Annotated in this window: 18 protein-coding genes; 6 read left to right on the forward strand and 12 right to left on the reverse strand. The window is 71.9% G+C overall.

Going from position 1 to position 22289, the window contains the following annotated elements; genetic code table 11:
* Nucleotides 1-53: 53 nt before the first annotated feature.
* The 4 genes from I2501_RS34210 to I2501_RS34225 all read right to left on the reverse strand — a co-directional run bounded on the left by I2501_RS34210 (nucleotide 54) and on the right by I2501_RS34225 (nucleotide 4249).
* Complete coding sequence (locus tag I2501_RS34210; RefSeq protein WP_196198068.1) at nucleotides 54-830, reverse strand: maleylpyruvate isomerase family mycothiol-dependent enzyme; 777 nt, start codon at nucleotides 828-830, stop codon at nucleotides 54-56.
* 105 nt (nucleotides 831-935) lie between these two features.
* Nucleotides 936-1970: a prenyltransferase/squalene oxidase repeat-containing protein gene (locus I2501_RS34215; RefSeq protein WP_196198186.1), complete on the reverse strand. Its 1035-nt coding sequence runs from the start codon at nucleotides 1968-1970 to the stop codon at nucleotides 936-938.
* A 20-nt stretch (nucleotides 1971-1990) separates the two neighbouring features.
* The gene (locus I2501_RS34220; protein ID WP_196198069.1) at nucleotides 1991-2761 is read right to left on the reverse strand and encodes a class I SAM-dependent methyltransferase; all 771 of its coding nucleotides are present in this window, start codon (nucleotides 2759-2761) and stop codon (nucleotides 1991-1993) included.
* Nucleotides 2762-2923: 162 nt separating this feature from the next.
* Nucleotides 2924-4249 (reverse strand): glycosyltransferase family 4 protein, encoded by a 1326-nt coding sequence (locus I2501_RS34225; RefSeq protein ID WP_236047781.1) that lies wholly within the window; start codon nucleotides 4247-4249, stop codon nucleotides 2924-2926.
* A gap of 218 nt (nucleotides 4250-4467) precedes the next feature.
* On the opposite strand from I2501_RS34225, the gene I2501_RS34230 reads away from it, so the two are divergent.
* The gene (locus I2501_RS34230) at nucleotides 4468-5064 is read left to right on the forward strand and encodes a TetR family transcriptional regulator (protein ID WP_196198070.1); all 597 of its coding nucleotides are present in this window, start codon (nucleotides 4468-4470) and stop codon (nucleotides 5062-5064) included.
* A 225-nt stretch (nucleotides 5065-5289) separates the two neighbouring features.
* Here I2501_RS34230 and I2501_RS34235 read toward each other — a convergent pair whose 3' ends face one another.
* Together I2501_RS34235 and I2501_RS34240 are read right to left on the reverse strand one after the other, a co-directional pair.
* On the reverse strand, nucleotides 5290-5517 hold the full coding sequence (locus tag I2501_RS34235; RefSeq protein ID WP_196198071.1) for a ferredoxin: 228 nt from the start codon (nucleotides 5515-5517) through the stop codon (nucleotides 5290-5292).
* 6 nt (nucleotides 5518-5523) lie between these two features.
* The gene (locus tag I2501_RS34240; RefSeq protein ID WP_196198072.1) at nucleotides 5524-7011 is read right to left on the reverse strand and encodes an aldehyde dehydrogenase; all 1488 of its coding nucleotides are present in this window, start codon (nucleotides 7009-7011) and stop codon (nucleotides 5524-5526) included.
* A gap of 223 nt (nucleotides 7012-7234) precedes the next feature.
* Between I2501_RS34240 and I2501_RS34245 the strand changes: the two genes are divergently transcribed.
* Together I2501_RS34245 and I2501_RS34250 are read left to right on the forward strand one after the other, a co-directional pair.
* Nucleotides 7235-8245, forward strand: coding sequence for an MBL fold metallo-hydrolase (locus tag I2501_RS34245; RefSeq protein WP_328806837.1), 1011 nt, complete (start codon nucleotides 7235-7237; stop codon nucleotides 8243-8245).
* A 91-nt stretch (nucleotides 8246-8336) separates the two neighbouring features.
* Nucleotides 8337-8747, forward strand: coding sequence for a hypothetical protein (locus I2501_RS34250; RefSeq protein ID WP_196198073.1), 411 nt, complete (start codon nucleotides 8337-8339; stop codon nucleotides 8745-8747).
* A gap of 62 nt (nucleotides 8748-8809) precedes the next feature.
* Here I2501_RS34250 and I2501_RS34255 read toward each other — a convergent pair whose 3' ends face one another.
* From I2501_RS34255 to I2501_RS34280, 6 genes are all read right to left on the reverse strand, one after another.
* Nucleotides 8810-9457: a TetR/AcrR family transcriptional regulator gene (locus I2501_RS34255; protein ID WP_196198074.1), complete on the reverse strand. Its 648-nt coding sequence runs from the start codon at nucleotides 9455-9457 to the stop codon at nucleotides 8810-8812.
* 108 nt (nucleotides 9458-9565) lie between these two features.
* On the reverse strand, nucleotides 9566-10750 hold the full coding sequence (locus I2501_RS34260; RefSeq protein ID WP_196198075.1) for an acyl-CoA dehydrogenase family protein: 1185 nt from the start codon (nucleotides 10748-10750) through the stop codon (nucleotides 9566-9568).
* Nucleotides 10747-12792 (reverse strand): ATP-binding protein, encoded by a 2046-nt coding sequence (locus I2501_RS34265; RefSeq protein WP_196198076.1) that lies wholly within the window; start codon nucleotides 12790-12792, stop codon nucleotides 10747-10749. Before I2501_RS34265 ends, I2501_RS34260 begins: the two co-directional genes overlap by 4 nt.
* Nucleotides 12793-12839: 47 nt before the next feature.
* The gene (locus tag I2501_RS34270) at nucleotides 12840-14444 is read right to left on the reverse strand and encodes an acyl-CoA carboxylase subunit beta (RefSeq protein ID WP_196198077.1); all 1605 of its coding nucleotides are present in this window, start codon (nucleotides 14442-14444) and stop codon (nucleotides 12840-12842) included.
* An 85-nt stretch (nucleotides 14445-14529) separates the two neighbouring features.
* The gene (locus I2501_RS34275; RefSeq protein WP_196198078.1) at nucleotides 14530-16257 is read right to left on the reverse strand and encodes an acyclic terpene utilization AtuA family protein; all 1728 of its coding nucleotides are present in this window, start codon (nucleotides 16255-16257) and stop codon (nucleotides 14530-14532) included.
* A gap of 164 nt (nucleotides 16258-16421) precedes the next feature.
* On the reverse strand, nucleotides 16422-17591 hold the full coding sequence (locus I2501_RS34280; protein WP_196198079.1) for a steroid 3-ketoacyl-CoA thiolase: 1170 nt from the start codon (nucleotides 17589-17591) through the stop codon (nucleotides 16422-16424).
* Nucleotides 17592-17808: 217 nt separating this feature from the next.
* Between I2501_RS34280 and I2501_RS34285 the strand changes: the two genes are divergently transcribed.
* From I2501_RS34285 to I2501_RS34295, 3 genes are all read left to right on the forward strand, one after another.
* Nucleotides 17809-19041, forward strand: a complete 1233-nt coding sequence (locus tag I2501_RS34285; protein ID WP_196198080.1) for a cytochrome P450 — start codon at nucleotides 17809-17811, stop codon at nucleotides 19039-19041.
* A gap of 121 nt (nucleotides 19042-19162) precedes the next feature.
* Entirely contained in the window at nucleotides 19163-21193 is a 2031-nt protein-coding gene (locus I2501_RS34290) for an MFS transporter (RefSeq protein ID WP_196198081.1), read from the forward strand.
* A 176-nt stretch (nucleotides 21194-21369) separates the two neighbouring features.
* A complete protein-coding gene (locus I2501_RS34295; RefSeq protein WP_196198082.1) occupies nucleotides 21370-22272 on the forward strand; it encodes a peptidoglycan-binding domain-containing protein in 903 nt (300 codons plus the stop codon).
* Nucleotides 22273-22289: the final 17 nt, after the last annotated feature.

The following is a 22289-nucleotide window of genomic DNA, read 5'->3' on the forward strand; positions in this document are numbered from 1 at the left end:
GGGACCTTGGGCAAGCGGGACCTTGCACTACCCAGGTGCGCGGGAGTCCACGCTCAGGTCAGCGCCAGGCCGGTGCGCCAGAACTCGTGCACGCGCGGCTCACCGAACAGCTCCGGGCCCGGAGCGCCCTGCGGGAGGCGGCCGTTGAGCCAGAGCATCACGTCCTGCGCGGTGCCGCGGACGGCGGCGTCGGCCTTGGCGTGGCCGTACTCGACGGTGAACCCGTCGGCCGTGCGCAGCAGTTGCCACTCGCCCGGCACGTCCGTGCAGTGCAGGTGCAGGCTGTCCCCCGTGCCGGCCAGCGCCTGGCCCTTGGCGGCGAGCACGGCGGGCGTGGTGGCGTTGGCGAGCAGCTCGTCGATGTTGTCGGCCGCCAGGTCCGGTTCGGCGTCCGGAAGTTCACCGACCGTCAGCTGACCGTCGATGCCGTGGACCAGGGTCTCGTGCGCGATCCGGCGACCCCACCAGCGGGTGCTGCCGTTACCCGCCCAGCCCCACACGTCCACGCCCGGTCCGGCGTCGCGCAGGCGGCCGACGCCGATCTCGGTCGCCGCGAGCAGCCACTGCGCCGCCGCGTCGTCCTCCATCGTCCGGTCCGGGACCTCGCTCATCCGGAGCCGTTCCTGGGCCTTGCGGCCGACGATCTCGCCGATCCAGCGGTAGACCATGCCCTGGTGGAAGACCAGGTCGCGCAGCGTCCAGTCGGGGCAGCTCGGCACGGGCGCGGTCAGCCCGTCGGGCCCGACGCGGGTGACGATCTCGGCCAGCCGACGGCCGTTGCTCTCGGCGGCGTCGAGATAGCGCTCATGTGACAGCCAGTCCATTGCCATGGCACGGACGCTAACAGGCCCGCGGCGCACCGTCATGCGGAAATCCGCGGGCCTGGTAGGGCCTGTCCAGCAGCCCCGCCGGCCTTGTCCGCCCGCTCCGCCGGGTCAGGCCTCGCGGACGGTCGCGCAGCAGTCGGCGGTCAGGCCGGTGGGGAGCTCGTCGCCACCGAAGACCGAGACCGTGGCCTCGTCGCCGCCGAGCGCCGCGACCGCGAGCAGCAGCGCGCCCGCCGTCCAGGTGGTCCGCTCCTCGGGCCAGACGGCGTCGTCCTCGAAGACGTAACCGGTCCAGTAGCCGCCGCTCTCGTGGCGCAGGTGCTGGATGGACTTGAGTATCTCCACGGCACGCGTCGACTCGCCCACCGCCCAGAGCGCCAGCGCCAGTTCGGCGCTCTCGCCGCCGGTCACCCAGGGGCGGTCGGCGACGCAGCGGACGCCGAGGCCGGGGACGACGAAGCGGTTCCAGTCGCGGTCGAGTCGCTCGCGGGCCGCCTCGCCGCGCAGCGCGGTGCCGAGGACGGGGTAGTACCAGTCCATCGAGTAGCGGTCCTTGTCGAGGAACCGCTCCGGGTGGCAGGCGACCGCGTGGCCGAGTTGACCCGCCGCCAGTTCCCAGTCGGGCTGCGGCTCTTCGAGGTACTCGGCGATGGCCAGTGCGCAGCGCAGCGCGTGGTGGACGCTGGAACAGCCGGTCAGCAGCGCCTCGTCGGGCGCGCCGCCGCCCTCCTCGCGCCGCCAGGAGACGGTGCCGTCCGCGCGGCCGAGGCCGAGGACGAAGGTCACGGCCCGGATGACGGTGGGCCAGATCTCCTCCAGGAAGGAGTCGTCGCCTGTGGAGAGGTGGTGGTGCCAGGCCCCGACGGCGACGTAGGCGCAGAAGTTGGACTCCCGGCTGCGGTCGCTGGGTTCGCCCTCTGTGTAGGCGGCGAACCAGGAGCCGTCCGGGTTCTGACTGCGCATCAGCCAGCGGTAGGCCGCCTCCGCCGCCGTGTGCTCACCGGCGACGTCGAGCGCCATGGCCGCCTCGACGTGGTCCCACGGGTCCAGATGGCCGCCGGTGAACCACGGGATGGCCCCGTCCGGACGCTGCTCGGCCAGGATGCTGCGGACGGTCGCGGCGGCCTGCTCGGCCGTCAGCACGCCGTCCAGGATCAGCGTCCTCACTCGCCCACCTCGAAGGCTGCGTCCGTCAGGGACGCACTCTGGCCCGTCCGGGGCTTGGTCGCGTAGGCGACGAAGCTCTTGCCGATCGCCGGGTTGAGCGCCTTCTCGGTCCAGCGGGTCAGCTTGCCGACGACCGGAGCGCCGACGATGTCCCAGACCAGCAGCTGGTGGTAGGCGCGGACCGGCAGCGCCTTGTCGTTGTCGACGCCGACCGCGCACTTGATCCACCAGTACGGCGAGTGCAGCGCGTGGGCGTGGTGGGTGCCGTAGGGGTCGAGGCCCGCGCCGCGCATCTTCTCCAGCAGCTCATCGCCGCGGTAGATGCGGATGTGGCCGCCCTCGACCTCGTGGTACGCGTCCGACAGCGCCCAGCAGATCTGCTCCGGCAGCCAGCGCGGCACGGTGATCGCGATCGATCCGCCCGGCTTGAGCACGCGGACCATCTCGGCCAACACGCCCTTGTCGTCCGGGATGTGCTCCATCACCTCGGAGATGATGATCTTGTCGAAGCTGTCGTCGGGAAAGGGCAGCGAGAGCGCGTCGCCCTCCACCGCGATCGCGGACGCACCGGGAGGGGCCTCGCCCTCCAGCTCCATCGCCGCGAACCAGCGCCGCACCTCGCGGATCTCCTCCGCGTTCTGGTCGAGCGCCACCACCCGGCCGCCGCGCCGGTAGACCTCGAAGGCGTGGCGTCCTCCGCCGCAGCCGAGGTCGAGCACCCGGTCGCCTGGCGCGATGGGGAAACGGGAGAAGTCGACGGTCAGCACGGCCGGGGCTCCTTAGGGTTGCGGGAACTGCGGGCTGCGGTCCAGGAGTGGCGCACAGTGCAGAGAAGTGGCAGAGGAGTTCGGAAGTTCACGAAGGCGGAGTTCGGGAGGGCGGAGTTCACGAAGGCGGAGTTCAGGGAGCCGGAGCAGGCCGGCGGGGAGTCAGACGTAGCGCCAGCCCGCACCCGCGCGGGCGTGCTGCCCGATGCCGGTCGCGATCGCCTCGCGGTAGCGCTCGACGGTCAGTTCGGCCGCGCGACGCCAGGTGAAGCGGTCGAGGACGCGGGCGCGTCCGGCCGCGCCGATCCGGGTGCGCAGCTCGGGCTCGTCCAGCAGCCGGCCCAGGGCTGCGGCCAGCGCGCCCGGGTCGCCCGGCGGCACGGCCAGGCAGGTCTCCCCGTCCGGTCCGGCGACCTCCGGGATCGCGCCCCCGGTGGTGGCGACCAGCGGCGTGCCGGTGGCCATCGCCTCGGCGGCGGGCAGCGAGAAGCCCTCGTAGAGGGACGGCACGCAGGCCACCTGGGCGCTGCGGACCAGGTCGACGAAGGCCGCGTCGTCGATGCCACCGCGGAACTCGACCGCGCCCTCCAGGCCGAGCCGCTTGATCGCCTCGGCGACCGGGCCCTCCTCGGGCCGCTTGCCGACCACGACCAGGTGCGCCTCGCGCTCGGTGCGGACCTTGGCCAGCGCCTCGACCAGATACACCAGGCCCTTGAGCGGGACGTTGGCGCTCGCGGTGGTGACGATCCGGCCGGGCACCTCGGCGACCGACGCGTCCGGCGACCACAGCTCCACGTCCGCACCGATCGGCACGACGTGGACGCGCTGCGGCGCGACGTCCAGGTGCTCGACTATCTCGCGGGCGGAGCTCTCGGAGACCGTCAGCACCGAGTCCAGCCGGGTCGCGACGCGGCGCTGCATGCTCGCGAACCGGTACCAGCGCCGGACGGAGAGTCTGCGCAGCCGGCTCGGCGCCGCGGCCAGGTCGAGCTCGCGGTCGACGGTGATCGGGTGGTGGATCGTGGTGACCAACGGGAAGCCGATCCGGTCCAGACCGAGCAGGCCGTAGCCGAGGGTCTGGTTGTCGTGCACGACGTCGAACCGGCCGCGGTGCAGCGCGAGGTGGCGCCGGGCGCGGAGGCTGAACGTCAGCGGCTCGGGGAAGCCGCCGGTGCGCATGATCGCGGTCTCCAGCACGTCGACCGGCCCGCGGTACTCGGAGAGCCTCGGCGTGCGGAACGGGTCAGGCTCGCGGTAGAGGTCGAGGCTGGCGATCTCGTCGAAGGCCAGCTTGCCCGGCCCGGCCGGGTCGATCGCGTCGACGTCCAGCACGGGGTACGGCTGCCCGCCGAGCACCCGGACGTCGTGCCCCAGGCGGGCGAGCTCGCGTGAGAGGTGGCGGACGTAGACACCCTGGCCGCCGCAGAACGGGTTGCCCTTGTACGAGAGCAGAGCGATGCGCAGCGGCTCGTCGTGGCTCGCGGTCAACTGGGACCCCTCTCCTGGGTCTCTTGCTTCTCTCCCGTGCCCTCCCCGGGCCGCCTTGGCCAGGGTAATCTAGAACACGTTCCAGCGTGGCCAGCGAGAGAGCATGAAGATTACCGGCCCGTAGCTTTTCCGGGTTTCGCGGGGTGGGTGATTCGCGCCACGCCTGCCCTCTGCGCCATCATGCGTGGGATCCAGTGGTAGGTACGTAGGAGCTCCCGATGACGACCAGCCCACGGCCGGCGGCACCACCGCTCACCGAGCGGCAGGAGGCGCGTCGCCGCCGCATCCTGCACACCGCCGCCCAACTGGCGTCGCGCGGCGGCTTCGAGGCGGTCCAGATGCGCGAGGTCGCCGACACGGCGGGGGTCGCGCTGGGGACGCTCTACCGTTACTTCCCTTCCAAGGTGCACCTGCTGGTCGCGACGATGCAGGACCAGCTGCAGCTCTTCCAGGACCAGACCCGCAAGCACCCCGCGGCCGGGGAGGACCCGGGCACGCGGGTCGCCGAGACGCTGATGCGGACCTTCCGCGGGCTCCAGCGGGAACCGCAGCTCGCGGAGGCGATGGTCCGGGCGCTGACGTTCGCGGACCGGTCCGTGAGCGCGGAGGTCGACCAGGTCTCCCGGATCACGGGGGCGCTGATTCTCGACGCGATGGGGCTGGACCAACCGCCGACGCGCGAGCAGTTGGCCGCGGTGCGGGTGATCGAGCACACGTGGCACTCGGCGTTGGTCACGTGGCTCTCGGGGCGGGCGTCGATCGCGCAGGTGCGGATCGACCTTGAGACGGCGTGCAAGCTGTTGACGATGGAGTAGACGGACCCCTTGGGCAGGCGGGGACCATGCACCTTTTAGGGGCGCGGGGGGGGGGGGGGGGGCCCGCCCCCCCCCCCCCCCCCGATAGTGCATCCACCTGCAGGAGCGCAGGCTCAGCTTGTCGCGCCCACGTTGGGGGTCCCCCCGCCGAAGGCAGGGGGAGGAGCCGCACATCAGCAGAGCCCCGCACCCCTGAGGTAAGTGCAACGTCCCACTCTGCATTGGCTAATCCGGAAAGACAGGGTCTCCCGTCTCCGCCATCTGGATCAGGATCGCCTCCACCGGGCAGCTCTCCGCCGCCGCCAGCACCGACTCGGACGCGTCGAGCTCGTCCTCCCTGGGGTGCGACTGCCGCGCAGCGTCCAAGCGGAAAGCCTCAGGCGCGCTTCCCGCGCAGAACCCGCTGCTGATGCAGACGGCGCGGTCGACCTCCACATGCCACCGATCGCCCACGGGCCCTCAGCCCTCCTCGGGAATCGCGTAGCCCTGCGGCAGGTTGATGGTCTTCTCCTCCAGGAAGCCCGCCAGGCCCTCGGGGCCGAACTCCCGGCCCAGCCCCGAGTTCTTGAAGCCGCCGAACGGGCCGTTGAAGTCCAGGCTGAAGCTGTTGACCGAGAAGGTCCCGGTCCGGACCTGACGGGCGATGTCGACGCCGTGCTCCGCGTCGGCCGCCCAGACGCTGCCGGAGAGGCCGTACTCGGAGTCGTTGGCGATCCGGATCGCGTCCGCCTCGTCCTCGTAGGGCAGCAGGCAGACGACGGGGCCGAAGATCTCCTCCCGCGCCACCCGCATCCGGTTGTCGACGGAGCCCAGCAGCGTCGGTTCGACGTACCAGCCGCGTGGCTGGGACTCCGGGACGCCGCCGCCCGCGAGGACCTTCGCGCCCTCGTCCTGGCCGATCCGGATGTAGTCGAGGTTGCGCTGCTGCTGTCGCTTCGCGACCAGCGGGCCGATCTGCGTCTCCGCGGCCAGCGGGTCGCCGACGACCAACTCCCCTACCGCCGCGGCCATCTTGTCCGCGATCTCGTCGTAGCGGGAGCGCGGCGCGAGGACGCGGGTCAGGGCGACGCAGGCCTGACCGTTGTTCATGTAGGAGGAGCCCATCAGGTTGGCGACCGCCGCGTCCAGGTCCGCGTCCGGGAGCAGGATGGCGGCGGACTTGCCGCCCAGCTCCAGGGTGACGCGGGTGAGGTTGCGCGAGGCGACCTCCATGATCCGCTTGCCCGCCGCGACCGAGCCGGTGAAGGAGATCTTGTCGACGCCCGGGTGCCCGACCAGGTACTCGCTGACCTCGCGGTCGGCCGGGAGGATGCTGAGCACGCCCTCCGGCAGCCCGGCCTCGGTGGCGATCTCGGCCAGGATGTAGGAGTCCAGCGGCGTCTCCGGCGACGGCTTGAGCACCACCGTGCAGCCGGTGAGCAGCGCGGGCGCGAGCTTGGCCGCCGCGACGAACTGCGGGACGTTCCACGGCACCACGGCCGCGACCACCCCGGCCGGTTCGCGCCGGACCAGCAGCGGGCTGAGCACGCCGCTGCGGTACTCCTCGAAGCGGAAGTTCCGGGCGGCGGCGATGGCCGCGTCCCAGATCATCATCGGGCCGTATGCCTGGGCGAGGATGCTCCACGAGTACGGCGAACCGTTCTCGGAGCTGATCACCCGGGCGATCTCGTCGGCGCGGGCGGCGATGCCGTCCTTGATCCGCTCGCAGACGGCGATCCGCTCGGCGAGGCTCATCCGCGGCCACGGGCCCTCGTCGAACGCGGTTCGGGCGGCGGCGACCGCGCGGTCCACGTCCTCCCGTGAGGCGTGCGGGACCCGGCCGATGACCTCCTCGGTGTGCGGGGAGATCACCTCGATCACCTCGGACCCGGCCGGGGCGACCAGCGCGCCGCCGATGTAGAGCTCGCCGTACTCGGCGACGCCGCCGGACGCAGCGCTTTCGGTCATCGACCTCTCCCTCCGGAACCCTGTCCCACTCACTGAGAACTGATACCAGTTCTACTTATGGGCAGCAATGGCCATGCAGTAACCTCCGGCATTGGATGCATGGCACAAGGAACTTGTTCCAGCTTTCACGCTTGCCCGTCGACCGAGGAGGCTGCACGTGCCGCAGGAGCTGCCCCAGGAGAACCCCGACCGCGTGGCCTGGCGTGACCGCGTCCTCCCACCCGTGCAGGACCTGGGCGGCGGCGTGTGGAGCATCCCGGTACCGATCCCGGACAACCCGCTGCGGTACACGCTCGTCTACCTGCTGGAGAGCGACAGCGGCCCGGTCCTCGTCGACACCGGCTGGGACGACCCGTCCGGACGCGAGATCCTCGCCGCCGGGGTCGCGGCCGCCGGGCACGCGATGTCCGACATCCACGGCATGCTGATCACCCATCACCACCCGGACCACCACGGGCTCTCCGCGCACGTGCGCGAGCTCTCCGGGGCGTGGATCGGCATGCACGAGGCGGAGGCCGCGGTGGTGCGCGCGGTCCGCGACGTCCCCTCGGAGGTCTGGATCGGCCGGATGACCCGGAGCATGCGGGCGGCCGGGATCCCGCAGGAGCATCTCGACGGCCTGTCCTCGTGGGGCGACGACTCCGAGGGCGGCCCGGCGACACTCGGCGCGGCGGTCCCCGACCGCGAGCTGGTGCACGGCGAGAGCGCCGGTGTCCCAGGCCGTGAGGTGCGGGTGATGTGGACGCCGGGCCACACCCCGGGCCACGTCTGCCTCTTTTTGGATGAGAAGCCGCGCACCCGGTTGCTCAGCGGCGACCATCTGCTGCCCACGATCACCCCCGTGGTCAGCCTCTATCCGGAGAACCCGCAGGACGAGCCGACCGACCCGCTCGGCGACTTCCTCGACTCGCTGGAGCGGATCGCCGCGCTCGCCCCCGAGGAGGTCCTGCCCGCGCACCAGTACCGCTTCACGGACGCGCCGGGCCGGGTCCGCCAGTTGCTCGACCACCACGCCGAGCGGCTGGCCGACCTGCACAGCCAACTGCGTGACGAGCCGCTGACGCTCTGGCAGGCGGCGCAGGGTATGCACTGGAACCGGCCCTGGGAGGAACTGGGCTTCCTGGCCCGGCACCTGGCCGTCTCGGAGGCGGCGGCGCATCTGCGCAGACTGGTCAAGACGGGTCTGGCGGAGGCGGTCACGGACGAGGACCCGATCCGCTACCACGCACGGTGAGCGCTAGGGTGTGGCTCGCGCGTTGATCCGCGCCGCGATCGGTGCCGCGATCCGCGCCGCGTTCCCGTGCTCAGCGAAAGGCCTCACCCGCATGCACTCCGCTCTCCGCCCCGTCGTGACGGCGGCATGTGGTGTCGCCCTGTCGGCGTCCGTCGTTCTCGGCATCGCCGGACCGGCGCTGGCCGCGCCGACGAACGGCTCGCCGATCTCCCCGACGACCGCGCCGGCGGTTGCGCCCACCTCCGCTACACCGTCCGCTGCGGCCTCGGCGCCCGCCGCGTCCTCCGCCGCCTCCTCGACTCCCACTGCCACCACCGGCACCCCCACGAGCCACCCCACCGCACCGCAGAGCCCCAGCGCCCCCGCGTCGGCGTCCTCCGCCTCACCCGCCCCGAGCAAGGGCAGCAGTGGCACCTCGCCGTGGCTGTTCTTCGCCGTGGTGCTGGTCGCCAGCGTGGGCGCCGGACTCTTCATCAGCTACACGCGCAGCAAGCGCTCCTGACCCGTCAGAGCAGCTCCGCCGTCTCCGACGCGAACGGGTCGTGGCGGGGAGTCAGGAAGTCTTCACTCGAACGAGTTCGAGGACAGCTGCGCGTCCAGGATCCGGGCCCACTGGCGGACGATTCGGGCGCGGCGGGCGCCGTCGTCGCTGAGGATGTCGGCGAGGCCGAGGCCGCGGGCCATGTCCAGGGTGGCCTGGACGGTCTCGCGGACGCCCGGGTGGGACTCGTCCGCGCCGAGGAGGGCGACGGCGGTGTGGTGGGTCTCGCGGCCGACGCGGGACTCCAGTTCGAGGACGCGCGGGCGGAGCTGGTCGTCGGTGCTGACCGCGACCCAGAGTTGCAGGGCGGCGCGGAAGAGCGGGCCGGTGTAGAGGTCGACCAGCATCCGCACCACGGCCTCGGTGCGGTTCGGACCCCGGGACGGGAGCGCCGCGGCGGCCGACTGCACAGCGGCGTGGCGCTGGACCGCGACGTGTTCGACGGCCGCCGTGAAGAGGTCCTCGCGGGTCGGGAAGTGGTGCTGGGCCGCGCCGCGGGAGACCCCGGCGCGCTCGGCGACCACGGCGACCGTGCTGCCGGTCCAGCCGACCTCGGCGAGGCAGTCGACGGCTGCCTCCAGCAGGCGCTGCCGGGTGACCCTGCTCCGGTCCTGCTTGGGGGCGCGGGCAGAGGTTGCGGCAGGGGCGGGGGCGACTGGTTGTGGCGACACGGCTGAATTCCTTTCCGTGCAGAACTCTAGACGCCCCCACCCGAGCGGAGCCGACGCGTCCGCTCAGTAGGACCGCTGCTCCGTAGGTCTGCCGAGTAGGACTGCCGCTCAGTACGACTTCGGCAGGCCGAGGGTGTGCTGGGCGACGTAGTTGAGGATCATCTCCCGGCTGACCGGCGCGATCCGCCCGACCCGGACCCCGGCGACCAGCGTCGCCAGGCCGTACTCGGACGTGAGGCCGTTGCCGCCCAGCGTCTGCACCGCCTGGTCGACGGCGCGGACCGCCGCCTCCGCCGCCGCGTACTTGGCCATGTTGGCGGCCTCGCCCGCGCCGAGGTCGTCGCCCGCGTCGTAGAGGAAGGCGGCCTTCTGCATCATCAGCCGGGCCAGTTCCAGCTCGATGCGGATCTGGGCCAGCGGGTGGGCCAGGCCCTGGTGCGCGCCGATCGGCGTCTTCCAGACGGTCCGCTCCTTGGCGTAGTCGACCGCGCGGTCCAGCGCGAACCGGGCCATGCCGGTCGAGTACGCGGAGGCCATGATCCGCTCCGGGTTGAGGCCCGCGAAAAGCTGGAGCAGGCCCGCGTCCTCGTCGCCGATCAACGCGTCGGCCGGGAGCCGGACGTCGTCCAGGAAGAGCTGGAACTGCCGCTCGGGCATGTGCAGTTCCATGTCGATCGGCCGGTACTCGAAGCCGGGCGCGTCACGCGGGACCACGAAGAGCGCGGGCTTGAGCTTGCCGGTCCGGGCGTCCTCGGTGCGGCCGACGATCAGCGTCGCGTCGCTCGCGTCCACGCCGGAGATGAAGACCTTCCGGCCGCTGAGCAGCCAGTCCGAGCCGTCGCGGCGCGCCGTGGTGGTGAGCCGGTGCGAGTTGGAGCCGGCGTCGGGCTCGGTGATGCCGAAGGCCATCCGGACGCTGCCGTCGGCGAAGCCGGGCAGCCAGCGCTGCTTCTGCTCCTCGGTGCCGAAGCGGGCGATGATGCTGCCGCAGATCGCGGGCGTGACCACCAGCATCAGCAACGGGCAGCCCGCGGTGCCGAGTTCCTCCAGGACGATGGCGAGTTCCTGCATGCCCGCGCCGCCACCGCCGTACTCGGTGGGCAGGTTGACGCCGAGGAAGCCCAGCTTGCCCGCCTCGCGCCAGAGTTCCTCCGGGATGCGGTGCTCCTTGCCGCAGGAGAGCAGGTAGTCGAGGCCGTAGCGGGCGCCGAGCGCGCGCACCGCGGCGCGCAGGTCGCGGCGCTCCTCGGACTCGACGAAGGTGCTTTCGTAGGTGCTTGCCGACGCGGTCATGGCTGCGGGGTCCCCTCCTCCGGGGTGGTGTCCCCCGGGGTCATGTCCGATGTCTTGCTGCCTGCGGGTGCGAGCTCCTCGCCGATCACGGCGAGCAGCGCTCCGGTGTCGACCTGCTGGCCGACGGTCGCGCGCAGTTCGGTGACGGTGCCGTCGGCCGGGGCGGTGACCTTGTGCTGCATCTTCATCGCCTCCAGCCACAGCAGTGGCTGCCCGGCGGTGACGCGGTCCCCGACCGCCGCCTCGACGCGGACGACCGTGCCGGGCATCGGCGCGAGCAGCGAACCGGCCGCCGCCTCCAGGCTCGGGTCCGGGAAGCGGGGAAGCTCGTGCAACGCGACCGCCCCGAGCGGCGAGTCGACGTGGATCAGCTCTCTGCCCGACGCCGGGCCGTACCGCGCGACGGCGAACGTCCGCCGCACGCCGTCGACTTCGAGCACCACCCGGTCCGCCGCCGAGTCGACGAGCACGACGCCCGGGTGGGCTTCGGCGCGCAGGCCGTCCCGGGTCAGGCGGTAGCTGACCTCCTGCTCGCCCCCGTCCACCCCGGCCACGGCGTAGCGCTTGACCTGCGGATGCGCGGGCACGTTGCGCCAGCCCCCGGCGATCGGCGTGCGCCGCGCCGCCGCGTCGGCAAGGGCCGCTGCCAGCGCGGAGACCGCGACGGCGTCCTTGTCCGTGGCGGCGGGGCCGCCTTCGGGAGGGTTGCGGGTGAGGAACGCGGTGTCGACGTGTCCGGCCAGGAACTCGGGGTGCCGCAGCACCTGGACCAGCAAGTCGCGGTTGGTGGTGAGCCCGTGGACGCGGGCGCGGCCGAGGGCCCCCGCCAGGCGCCGCGCGGCCTCGACCCGGGTCGGGGCCCAGGCGATGACCTTGGCGAGCATCGCGTCGTAATGGACGCCGACGGCGCTGCCCGACTCGATGCCCGCGTCCAGCCGCAGCCCGGCGGTCTCCCCGGCGCGCGGCGGCGCGAACTCGACGCCCACGCCCGGCAGGTCGAGCAGCTCGACGGTCCCGGTCTGCGGCTGCCAGTCGCGCGCCGGGTCCTCGGCGTAGAGGCGGACCTCGATGGCGTGACCCTGCGGCGCGGGCGGCGCAGCCGACGGCAGCGGCGAGCCCTCGGCGACCTGCAGTTGCAGCGCGACCAGGTCCAGCCCGGTGACGCACTCGGTGACCGGATGCTCCACCTGCAGGCGGGTGTTCATCTCCAGGAAGAAGAACCGCCCGTCCGGCGCGAGCAGGAACTCGGCCGTGCCCGCGCCGACGTAGCCGATGGCGCGCGCCGCGGCGCGGGCGGCCTCGTGCAGCCGCTCGCGGGTGTCCTCGGCGAGCAGCGGCGCGGGGGCCTCCTCGACGACCTTCTGGTGGCGGCGCTGGATCGAGCAGTCGCGCTCGCCCACCGCCCACACGGTGCCGTGGGCGTCGGCCAGCAGCTGCACCTCGACATGGCGGCCGGTCTCGACATACGGCTCGCAGAACACCTCGTCGCTGCCGAACGCGGCTGCCGCCTCGGCCCGCGCCGCGGCCAACTCCGACTCCAGCAGCGCCAGTTCCCTGACCACGCGCATGCCGCGTCCGCCGCCGCCCGCCGCCGCCTTGACCAGCAGCGGCAGGTCCGCGTCCGTCAGCTCGCCGGGCGCGGCGGCCGTCAGCACCGGGACGCCGGCCGCCGCCATCAGCTCCTTGGCACGGGTCTTGACGCCCATCGCCGCGATCGCGGACGGCGGCGGACCGATCCAGACCAGCCCGGCGTCGAGCACGGCCTGCGCGAACTCGGCGTTCTCGGACAGGAATCCGTAGCCCGGGTGGATCGCGTCCGCACCGGCCGCCCGGGCGGCGGCGATGACCAGGTCGCCGCGCAGGTAGGTGTCGGCGGGCGCGGCGCCCGGCAGGCGGACGGCGGCGTCGGCCTCGCGGACGTGCGGCGCGTCGGCGTCGGGGTCGGAGAAGACCGCGACGGTGGCGATGCCCAGGTCGCGGCAGGTGCGGAAGATCCGCCGGGCGATCTCGCCCCGGTTGGCCACCAGTACGGAGCCGATCACGGCTGTCCCTTCTGCAACAGGGTGGTTGGTCACGTCGGACACCGACCTCACATCCGGAAGACGCCGTAGCCGCCGCGCGCGCCCTGGATCGGCGCGCTGTGCACGGCGGAGAGGCAGAGGCCGAGGACGGTCCGGGTGTCGCGCGGGTCGATCACACCGTCGTCGTAGAGGCGGCCGGAGAGGAACATCGGCAGCGACTCGGACTCGATCTGCTGCTCCACCATGGCGCGCAGACCGGCGTCGGCCTCCTCGTCGTAGGCCTGACCGCGCGACACCGCCGCCGCGCGGGCCACCAGGGAGAGCACACCGGCCAGCTGCTGCGGCCCCATCACGGCCGACTTGGCGCTGGGCCAGGCGAAGAGGAAGCGCGGGTCGTAGGCGCGGCCGCACATACCGTAGTGGCCCGCCCCGTAGGACGCGCCGACCAGCACGGACAGGTGCGGGACACGCGAGTTGGAGACCGCGTTGATCATCATCGCGCCGTGCTTGATGATGCCGCCCTGCTCGTACTCCTTGCCGACCATGTAGCCGGTGGTGTTGTGCAGGAAGAGCAGCGGGATGTCGCGCTGGTTGGCCCACTGGATGAACTGGGTCGCCTTCTGGGCCTCCTGACTGAACAACACCCCCTGCGCGTTGGCCAGGATCCCGACCGGGTAGCCGTGGATCCGCGCCCAACCGGTCACCAGGCTCGGCCCGTAGAGCGGCTTGACCTCGTCGAAGTCCGAGCCGTCCACGACGCGCGCGATCACCTCGCGCGGGTCGAACGGCTGCCGCAGGTCGGCGGGGACGATACCGAGCAGCTCCTCCTCGTCGTACTTCGGCGGTTCGACGACGTCGGCGGACGTCCCCGGGCCCTGCTTGCGCCACTCCAGCCGGGCGACGATCTGCCGGGCGCGGTGCAGCGCGTCGGCCTCGTCGACGGCGAAGTGGTCGGCCAGTCCGGAGACGCGGGCGTGCATCCGCGCGCCGCCGAGCGACTCGTCGTCGCTCTCCTCGCCCGTCGCCATCTTGACCAGCGGCGGGCCGCCGAGGAAGACCTTGGACCGCTCGTCGATCATCACCACGTGGTCCGACATCCCTGGCACGTACGCGCCGCCGGCCGTCGAGTTGCCGAAGACGACGGAGAGGGTGGGGATCCCGGCGGCGGAGAGCCGGGTGAGGTCGCGGAAGAGCGCGCCGCCCGGGATGAAGATCTCCTTCTGGCTGGGCAGGTCCGCGCCGCCCGACTCGACCAGGTTGACCAGCGGCAGTCGGTTCTCCAGCGCGATCTGGTGGCAGCGCAGCGCCTTCTTCAGCGTCCATGGGTTGCTCGCGCCGCCGCGCACGGTCGGGTCGTTGGCGGTGATCAGGCACTCGGTGCCGGAGATCCGCCCGATGCCGGTGACCATGCCCGCGCCGACCGGGTAGTCGGTGCCCCACGCGGCCAGCGTGGAGAGTTCGAGGAAGGGTGTGTCCGGGTCCAGCAGCAGCTCGATCCGTTCACGCGGCAGCATCTTGCCGCGCTTGCGGTGCCGCTCCACGTACTTGGGCCCGCCACCGGCCACGGCCTTGGCCTGCTCGGTGTCGAGCTCGGTCAGCTTCTCCAGCATGGCCGCACGGTGCGCGGCGAAGTCGGCGCTGTTCGGGTCGACGCCGGTCTGGAGCACACTCACAGCACCCCCTCCTTCGCTTCTCCGCCCGCGAGGCAAAGCCGCGCAGAACTGCAATAGGTGCGGGCCGTAGCCTCGCGTGCGTCGCTCACAGAAGGACCTCCGGGATGTCCAGGTGCCGGGAGCGGAGCCACTCGCCGAGCGCCTTGGCCTGCGGGTCGAATCGGGCACGGGAGGCGACGCCGTCGCCGAGGATGCCCGCGACGGTGAAGTTGAGCGCGCGCAGGTTCGGCAGCACGGTCCGGGTGACGGCCAACCCGGCTGTCTCCGGCAGCAGTTCACGCAGCTTCTCGACGGTGAGGGCGTGCGCGAGCCAGCGCCACGTGTCGTCGGTCCGGGCCCAGACGCCGATGTTGGCGCTGCCGCCCTTGTCGCCGCTGCGCGCCCCGACGACGCGGCCGAGCGGCTCGCGCCGGGTCGCCGCGCGGACGGCGGGGTCCAGCGGCGTCGGCAGCACCGTCTCGGGCAGCGGCTCCAACTCGCGTGCTGCGGGCGCGGGTTCGACGGGGACACGGCTGCCGTCCGGCAGCACGGCCGTGTGCGAGACGTCGGCGGGGTCGGCGGTCAGCGCCTCGAAGATGCCGTAGGGCGTGCCCTTGTCCGGCGGCGCGGTGAGGTGGAAGCCGGGGTATCCGGCGAGCGCCAGCTCGACGGGCGCGGCGGCGACGGCGCGGGAGACGAGCTTGGCGTCCGGGTCGCGCACGGTCAGCCGCAGCAGCGCGCTTGCCTCCTCCTCGGTGGCGGCGTCGGCGTGGTCGGTGCGGGCGAGGGTCCAGCGCAGTTGCTCGGGCTGCTGCTTGCCGAGCGCGTCCAGCGTTTCCGCGAGTTGACTCTTCATCAACTCCGCCTTGGCGTCGATGTCCAGGCCGGTCAGCACGAAGACCGCCTCGCCGATCCAACCGCCGAGCCGGTTGACGCCGACCTTGAGCGTGGGCGGCGGGGCCTCCCCGCGCACGCCGGAGATCCGGACGCGGTCGGGGCCGTCGGCCGTCAGCGCCACGGTGTCCAGGCGCGCGGTGACATCGGGTCCCGCATAGCGAGCGGGGCCGGTCTCGTAGAGGAGTTGAGCGGTGACCGTCTCGGCCGTGACCGCACCACCAGTACCGACGTGCTTGGTGACGACCGCCGATCCGTCGGCGTGGATCTCCGCCAGCGGAAAGCCGGGGCGTTCGCCGCCGCGCAGCACCTCCTGGAAGAAGGAGAAGTTGCCGCCGGTCGCCTGCGTCCCGCACTCCAGCACGTGCCCGGCCACCACCGCACCGGCGAGCCGGTCCCAGTCGTCGCGCGCCCACCCGAAGTGCGCCGCGGCCGATCCGCTGACCAGCGCGGCGTCGGTGACCCGTCCGGTGACCACGACGTCCGCGCCCGCGTTCAGGCAGGCGGTGATCCCCCAGCCGCCGAGATAGGCGTTGGCCGCCAGCGCATCCGGCCGTTCGGCGCGGACGGCGTCGAGGACGTCGTCGCCCTCGACGTGCGCGATCCGCGCCTGCGAGAGCCCGAGCCGGTCGGCGAGTTCGCGCATCCGGTCGGCCAGCCCGGCGGGATGGAGACCGCCGGCGTTGACGACGACGCGGACGCCGCGATCGAGGGCGAGGCCGAGGCACTCCTCCATCTGCCGCAGAAACGTCCGGGCGTAACCGAGCGAGGGGTCCTTCAGCCGGTCCCGGCCGAGGATCAGCATGGTCAACTCGGCGAGATAGTCCCCGGTCAGCACGTCCAGCGGGCCGCCGGTCAGCATCTCCCGCACGGCGTCGAACCGGTCACCGTAGAACCCGGACGCGTTCCCGACGCGCAGGACCTTCCCGTCCTCGGACACCCCATGCCCCTTCCGCACTCCGCCTCTGCGGCGGCACCGAACGCGACGGAGCCAGCGTGGCAGGCGGGCCAGAAACAATCAAGCATGCCTGCTTTATTTTGTCCCGAGAAAAACGGACGGCGTCCCGTAGGAACGGGACGCCGTCCACAGCGGGTCGGCACCGATCACAGCCGCTGGATGATCGTCCCCGTCGCCAGCGCGCCGCCCGCGCACATCGTCACCAGGGCGAACTCCTTGCCGCTGCGCTCCAGTTCGTGCAGCGCCGTGGTGATCAGCCGGGCGCCGGTGCAGCCGACCGGGTGGCCGAGGGCGATGGCGCCGCCGTTGACGTTGACCTTGTCCATGTCGGCCTTCATCACGTGGGCCCAGGAGAGCACCACGGAGGCGAAGGCCTCGTTGATCTCGACGATGTCGATGTCCTTGAGCGACATCCCCGCCTTGCCCAGCACCGCGCGCGTCGCGTCGATCGGGCCGTCGAGGTGGTAGTGCGGATCGGAGCCCACCAGCGCCTGGGCGATGATTCGCGCCCGGGGCGTGAGCCCGAGCGCACGCGCAGCGCGTCGCGAGGCCCACATCACGGCGGCCGAACCGTCGGATATCTGCGAGGAGTTGCCGGCGGTGTGGATCGCGTTCGGCAGCACCGACTTGAGGCCGCTGAGGCCCTCGAGCGAGGTGTCGCGCAGGCCCTCGTCGTGGTCGAAGAGCCGCCACATGCCCTGGCCGGCGGCCTGTTCGGCCTCCGTGGTGGGGACCTGGACGGCGTACGTCTCGCGCTTGAACCGCTCCTCCGCCCAGGCCTGCGCGGCGCGCTGCTGCGAGGCGACGCCCAGCGCGTCCACGTCCGCCCTGGTCAACCCGCGGTTGCGGGCGATGCGTTCGGCGGCCTCGAACTGGTTGGGCAGGTCGACGTTCCACTCCTCGGGGAACGGCCGCCCGTTGCCGCCCGCCGAGCCCGCACCCAGCGGGACGCGGGACATCGACTCGACGCCGCAGGCCACGCCGACGTCTATGGCGCCTGCCGCGATCATGTTGTGGACCATGTGGTTGGCCTGCTGCGACGAGCCGCACTGGCAGTCCACGGTGGTCGCGGGGACCTCGTACGGCAGGCCCATGGCCAGCCACGCGTTGCGGGCCGGGTTCATCGACTGCTCGCCGGCGTGGGTCACCGTTCCGCTGACGATCTGCTCGACCACGTCCGGCTGGACGCCGGTGCGGGCGAGCAGTTCACGGAAGGTCTCGCCGAGTAGATAGGCGGGGTGCAGGTTGGCGAGCGCGCCTCCCCGCTTCCCGATGGGGGTACGCACTGCCTCGACGATGACGGGCTCAGCGGCCATGAGCAGTCCCTCCCGACTGGGCCAAGAACTGATACTCGTTCTAGTTCTGTCGACCTTTCTATTCGCCCCGGAGCCCCCGCGCAAGGCCCTTGCATCCACTAGAACGTGTTACTACCGTCGAGTGGAGATCTGACGATCCGTCAGAGATCGATCAGTGTCGACCCCACCGTTCACCCAGTCCCGAACGGTGCGTCAGGCGCAGCCCAGGAGGCCCGAGATGTCCTGCCCGGCCCTACACGACGGATTCGACCCCACCGATCCGGAAATCAACCAGGCGGCCGTGCCACTGCCGGAGTTCGCGGAGCTGCGCCGCACCGCGCCCGTCTGCTGGATCCCGCAGGCCGACGGGACGGCCGGTTTCGACGACGGCGGCTACTGGGCGGTGACCCGGCACGCCGACGTCAAGGAGGTCTCTACCCACCCCGAAACCTTCTCCTCCAGCACCAACACCGCGATCATCCGCTTCCACCCGTCGATCCAGCGCGACGCGATCGACAGCCAGCGGCTGATCATGCTCAACATGGACCCGCCCGAGCACACCCGGCTGCGCTCGATCGTCCAGCGCGGCTTCACCCCCCGCGCCATCAACGCGCTCCAGGACACCCTGCGGGACCGCGCCGAGCGGATCGTGCACAGCGCGGTCAAGGAGGGGACGGGCGACTTCGTCGCCGACGTGGCCTGCGAACTGCCGCTGCAGGCGATCGCCGAACTGATCGGCGTGCCGCAGCAGGACCGGGGCAAGATCTTCCACTGGACCAACACCATGGTCGGCTACGACGACCCCGAACTCGCCATCTCCACGGAGAAGGGGATGGAGTCCGCCGCCGAACTGATGATGTACGCGATGGGCATGGCCGAGGAACGCAAGGGCTGTCCGGCCGACGACATCGTCACCAAGCTGGTCAACGCCTCCGGCCAGGGCAACCTCAGCTCCGACGAGTTCGGCTTCTTCGTGCTGGTGCTGGCGGTGGCCGGGAACGAGACCACCCGCAACGCCACCAGCCACGGCATGCACGCGATGCTGACCCACCCCGAGCAGTGGGAGCTCTACAAGGAGCGCCGCCCGCAGACGGCCGCCGACGAGATCGTCCGCTGGGCCACCCCGGTGATCTCCTTCCAGCGCACCGCCACCGGGGACACCGAGCTGGGCGGGCAGCAGATCCGCGAGGGACAGCGGGTCGGCATCTTCTACGCCTCGGCCAACAACGACGAGGAGGTCTTCGCCGACCCGCGGACCTTCGACGTCCTGCGCGACCCCAACCCGCACCTGGGCTTCGGCGGCGGGGGTCCGCACTTCTGCCTCGGCGCCAACCTGGCCCGGCTGGAGATCGACCTGATCTTCAACGCCATCGCCGACGCCATGCCCAACATCCGGCTCACCGGCGAGCCGCGCCGGCTGCGCTCGCCGTGGCTGAACGGGATCAAGCGGCTCGACGTGCAGTACGCGTAACCGCAGGTGACACGGGGCCGGTCCACGCTGGCCGGCCCAGGCGGCCGGTCCACGGGGCCGGTCCTCACCCGTTCGGTCGAGCCAGGGCGCAGGGCGGTCGGCGCGCTGGTACGTCTTGGGCATGGCCCAGCAGCAGGCAGTAGACGCCGTACAGGGTGGACCGCCTCCGGCGGAGGAGAATCCGCGGCGAGTACGGCTGGTCTTCCTCGGCGTGATGCTGGGCATGTTCCTGGCCGCGCTCGACCAGACCATCGTGTCCACCGCGCTGCCGACCATCGTCGGCGACCTCGGCGGCGCCAACCACCTCTCCTGGGTGGTCACCGCCTACATGCTGGCGGCCACGGCGACCACGCCGCTCTGGGGGAAGCTCGGCGACCTCTTCGGCCGCAAGGGCGTTTTCCTCGTCTGCATCGTCATCTTCCTGGTCGGCTCCGCGCTGTGCGGACAGGCCCGCAACATGACCGAGCTGATCGCGTTCCGTGCCGTCCAGGGTCTGGGCGGCGGCGGGCTGATGGTGCTGGCCATGGCGGTCATCGCCGACGTCGTCCCGCCGCGCGAACGCGGGCGCTACCAGGGCGTGATCGGCGCGGTCTTCGGGGTCTCGTCGGTGGTCGGGCCGCTGCTGGGCGGGTTCCTGGTCGACAACCTCAACTGGCGCTGGGTCTTCTACGTCAACCTGCCGGTGGGCGTGGTCGCGCTCTTCGTCATCGCGACCGCGCTGCACGCCAAGAAGCCGGAGGGCCGGCCCAGCATCGACTACGTCGGCACGGTGCTGCTGGCCGCCGCCTCCACCTGTCTGGTGCTGATCACCAGCCTGGGCGGGCAGACCTGGGCCTGGAACTCGGTCGAGGTCTGGGGCTGCGGCATCGGCGCGGTGGTGCTGATCGGGGCGTTCATCTGGGTCGAGCAACGCGTCAAGGAGCCGGTGCTGCCGCTGCGGCTGTTCAAGAACCGGATCTTCACCGTCTGCTCGGCGATGGGCTTCATCATCGGCCTGTGCATGTTCGGGGCGCTCTCCTACATCCCGCTGTACATGCAGGTCGTCAACGGCAACTCGCCCACGCAGTCCGGGCTTCGGCTGCTGCCGATGATGGCGGGCGTGCTGATCACCTCGATCGGCACCGGGCAGCTGATCAGCCGCACCGGGCGCTACAAGATCTACCCGATCCTCGGCACCGCGCTGACCTGCGTCGCGCTGGTCCTGCTCGCGCAGGTGGACGAGAAGACCAGCGCGACCGTGATGGGCGTCTACATGCTGATCCTCGGCCTCGGGCTGGGCCTGGTGATGCAGGTGCTGATCATCGCGGTGCAGAACTCGACCGACTTCGCGGACCTGGGCACGGCCACCTCGGGCGTCACCTACTTCCGGTCCATCGGCGGCTCGTTCGGCGCGTCGATCTTCGGGACGGTGCTCAACAACCAGCTGAACTCGAAGATCACCCATGCCCTCGCCGACGGGACGCTCTCACCGCACTTCCCGGTGAAGGAGGTGCTGGCCGACCCGACACTTGTGGCCAAGGCCCCGCCCGCGCTGAAGCCGATCGTGGAACCCTTCCTGCACCTCTTCGCCATCTCGCTGCAGACCGTCTACCTGGTCGCGGCCGGGATCGCGGTGATCGCCTTCGTGCTGTCGCTGTTCCTGCGCGAGGTGCCGCTGCGGACCGCGACCCGCACCAGCGGCCAGGGCGAGGCCGCCGGTCCGCCGACCTTCCGCAGCTCGGCCGAGGAGATCGAGGGCATGATCACCCGGCTCTCCAGCCGGGAGAACATCTGGGAGCGCTACGGCCGCGCCATCGACAAGGCCGGCGTCGACATCTCCGTCCCGCAGGCCTACGGCCTGTTCCGGCTCCACCACGCGGGCCCGATCACGGAGGACGAGATCTGCGCCCGACTCAAGATCACCCCCGACGAGATCCGGCCCAAGCTGGACGCGATGGTCGCCTCCGGCCGGGTCCAGCGGGACCAGAACGGCGTGCTGACGCTGACCGCCAGCGGCCAGGACGTCATCGACAAGCTCTGCACCGCGCGAGTGGCCCAACTCAGCAAGAAGCTGGAGGGCTACTCCCCCGATCAGCATGCGGAGCTGGTCTCGATGCTCCGGGTGCTGGCGGACGACTCCCTCGACGCACCCGGTCGGATGCTGACCGACTGACGTCGCCTCCGCGCACGAGCGTCTTCTGGCATTCGTCCTGGTATCGCCCACCGACGCGGCCAAGTGGATGCTTTTCGGCCACTTTCGCGGGTTCGCAGCGTCCGAATGATGCTGCATAATCGGCGCGACCGACGCGCGGGCCGGTGCGTCAGGGTGGGTGGCCAGCTGGGGGTGTGATGACGTTTCCGCCGCACGACGGGGACATCGACGCGAGCAACGACGAGACGACGGTGCTGCCGCCGATCGACGGTTCCCCTGAGCTGGTGCGCCCCTACGTCCAGGCGGTGGAGTCGGAGCCGGCAGCGCGGTGGGAGCCGACATCCGGGCCCGAGCCGGAGGCTCAGCCCGAGCCGGACGCGGAGGCCCAGCCGGAGCCGGAGCCCGAACCACAGCCGGTCGCTGTCGAACCCGTGCCGGTCGCCACCGTGCCGGTCGCTGCCGCGGTGCCGGTCGGCGCGACCGAGGTGCTGCCCGCGCCCGACGCGTACCCCCGCGAAGCGCGCGGCGGTGGGCGCAAGGGCTGGGCGCTGGCCGGTGGAGCGCTGCTGCTGATCCTCGTCGGAACCGGCGCCGCGCTGCTGACCCAGCCGTCCGGCAGCAGCCCGACCGCGAGCACGACGCCCAGTCAGGCGAGCACCTCGGCGTCCCCGACGGAGTCGGTGTCGCCGTCCGCGTCCGTCTCCCCCAGCCCGACCCCGTCGCACAGCGCGAGCCCGAGCCCGAGTGCCAAGCCCAGCCCGACGGTCCGGCCGACGCCGAAGCCCTCCCCGTCCGCGACGCGGCCGAGCCCGTCGCCCAGTGCCTCCCGGACGCCGGGCGCGGGCACCACGCTCCAACTCGGCTCGACCGGCCCCGCCGTGGTCACGCTCCAGCAGGACCTGCGCGCGCTCTGGATCGACCGCGGCCTCCAGCCCAGCGGCACCTACGACCAGCGCACGGAGCAGGACGTCGCCTCGTTCCAGGTCTGGTACGGGGTGCAGGGCGACCCCTCCGGCGTCTACGGGCCCAACTCGCAGGCCAAGATGGCCCAGCTGATGGCCCGAGGGAACAACGGCGGTGGCGGGAACAACGGCGGCTAGACCCGGTCCGCTCGACC

Source organism: Streptacidiphilus fuscans (genome assembly GCF_015690355.1).
Lineage (GTDB): Bacteria > Actinomycetota > Actinomycetes > Streptomycetales > Streptomycetaceae > Streptacidiphilus > Streptacidiphilus fuscans.

What these genes read in the sequence shown, in the direction of transcription:
- I2501_RS34230 (WP_196198070.1), top strand. Translation starts at nt 4,468, where the DNA reads ATGACGACCAGCCCACGGCCGGCGGCACCACCGCTCACCGAGCGGCAG.
- I2501_RS34240 (WP_196198072.1), bottom strand. Translation starts at nt 7,011, where the DNA reads ATGACCGAAAGCGCTGCGTCCGGCGGCGTCGCCGAGTACGGCGAGCTC.
- I2501_RS34290 (WP_196198081.1), top strand. Translation starts at nt 19,163, where the DNA reads ATGGCCCAGCAGCAGGCAGTAGACGCCGTACAGGGTGGACCGCCTCCG.
- I2501_RS34250 (WP_196198073.1), top strand. Translation starts at nt 8,337, where the DNA reads ATGCACTCCGCTCTCCGCCCCGTCGTGACGGCGGCATGTGGTGTCGCC.
- I2501_RS34260 (WP_196198075.1), bottom strand. Translation starts at nt 10,750, where the DNA reads ATGACCGCGTCGGCAAGCACCTACGAAAGCACCTTCGTCGAGTCCGAG.
- I2501_RS34295 (WP_196198082.1), top strand. Translation starts at nt 21,370, where the DNA reads ATGACGTTTCCGCCGCACGACGGGGACATCGACGCGAGCAACGACGAG.
- I2501_RS34280 (WP_196198079.1), bottom strand. Translation starts at nt 17,591, where the DNA reads ATGGCCGCTGAGCCCGTCATCGTCGAGGCAGTGCGTACCCCCATCGGG.
- I2501_RS34285 (WP_196198080.1), top strand. Translation starts at nt 17,809, where the DNA reads ATGTCCTGCCCGGCCCTACACGACGGATTCGACCCCACCGATCCGGAA.
- I2501_RS34210 (WP_196198068.1), bottom strand. Translation starts at nt 830, where the DNA reads ATGGCAATGGACTGGCTGTCACATGAGCGCTATCTCGACGCCGCCGAG.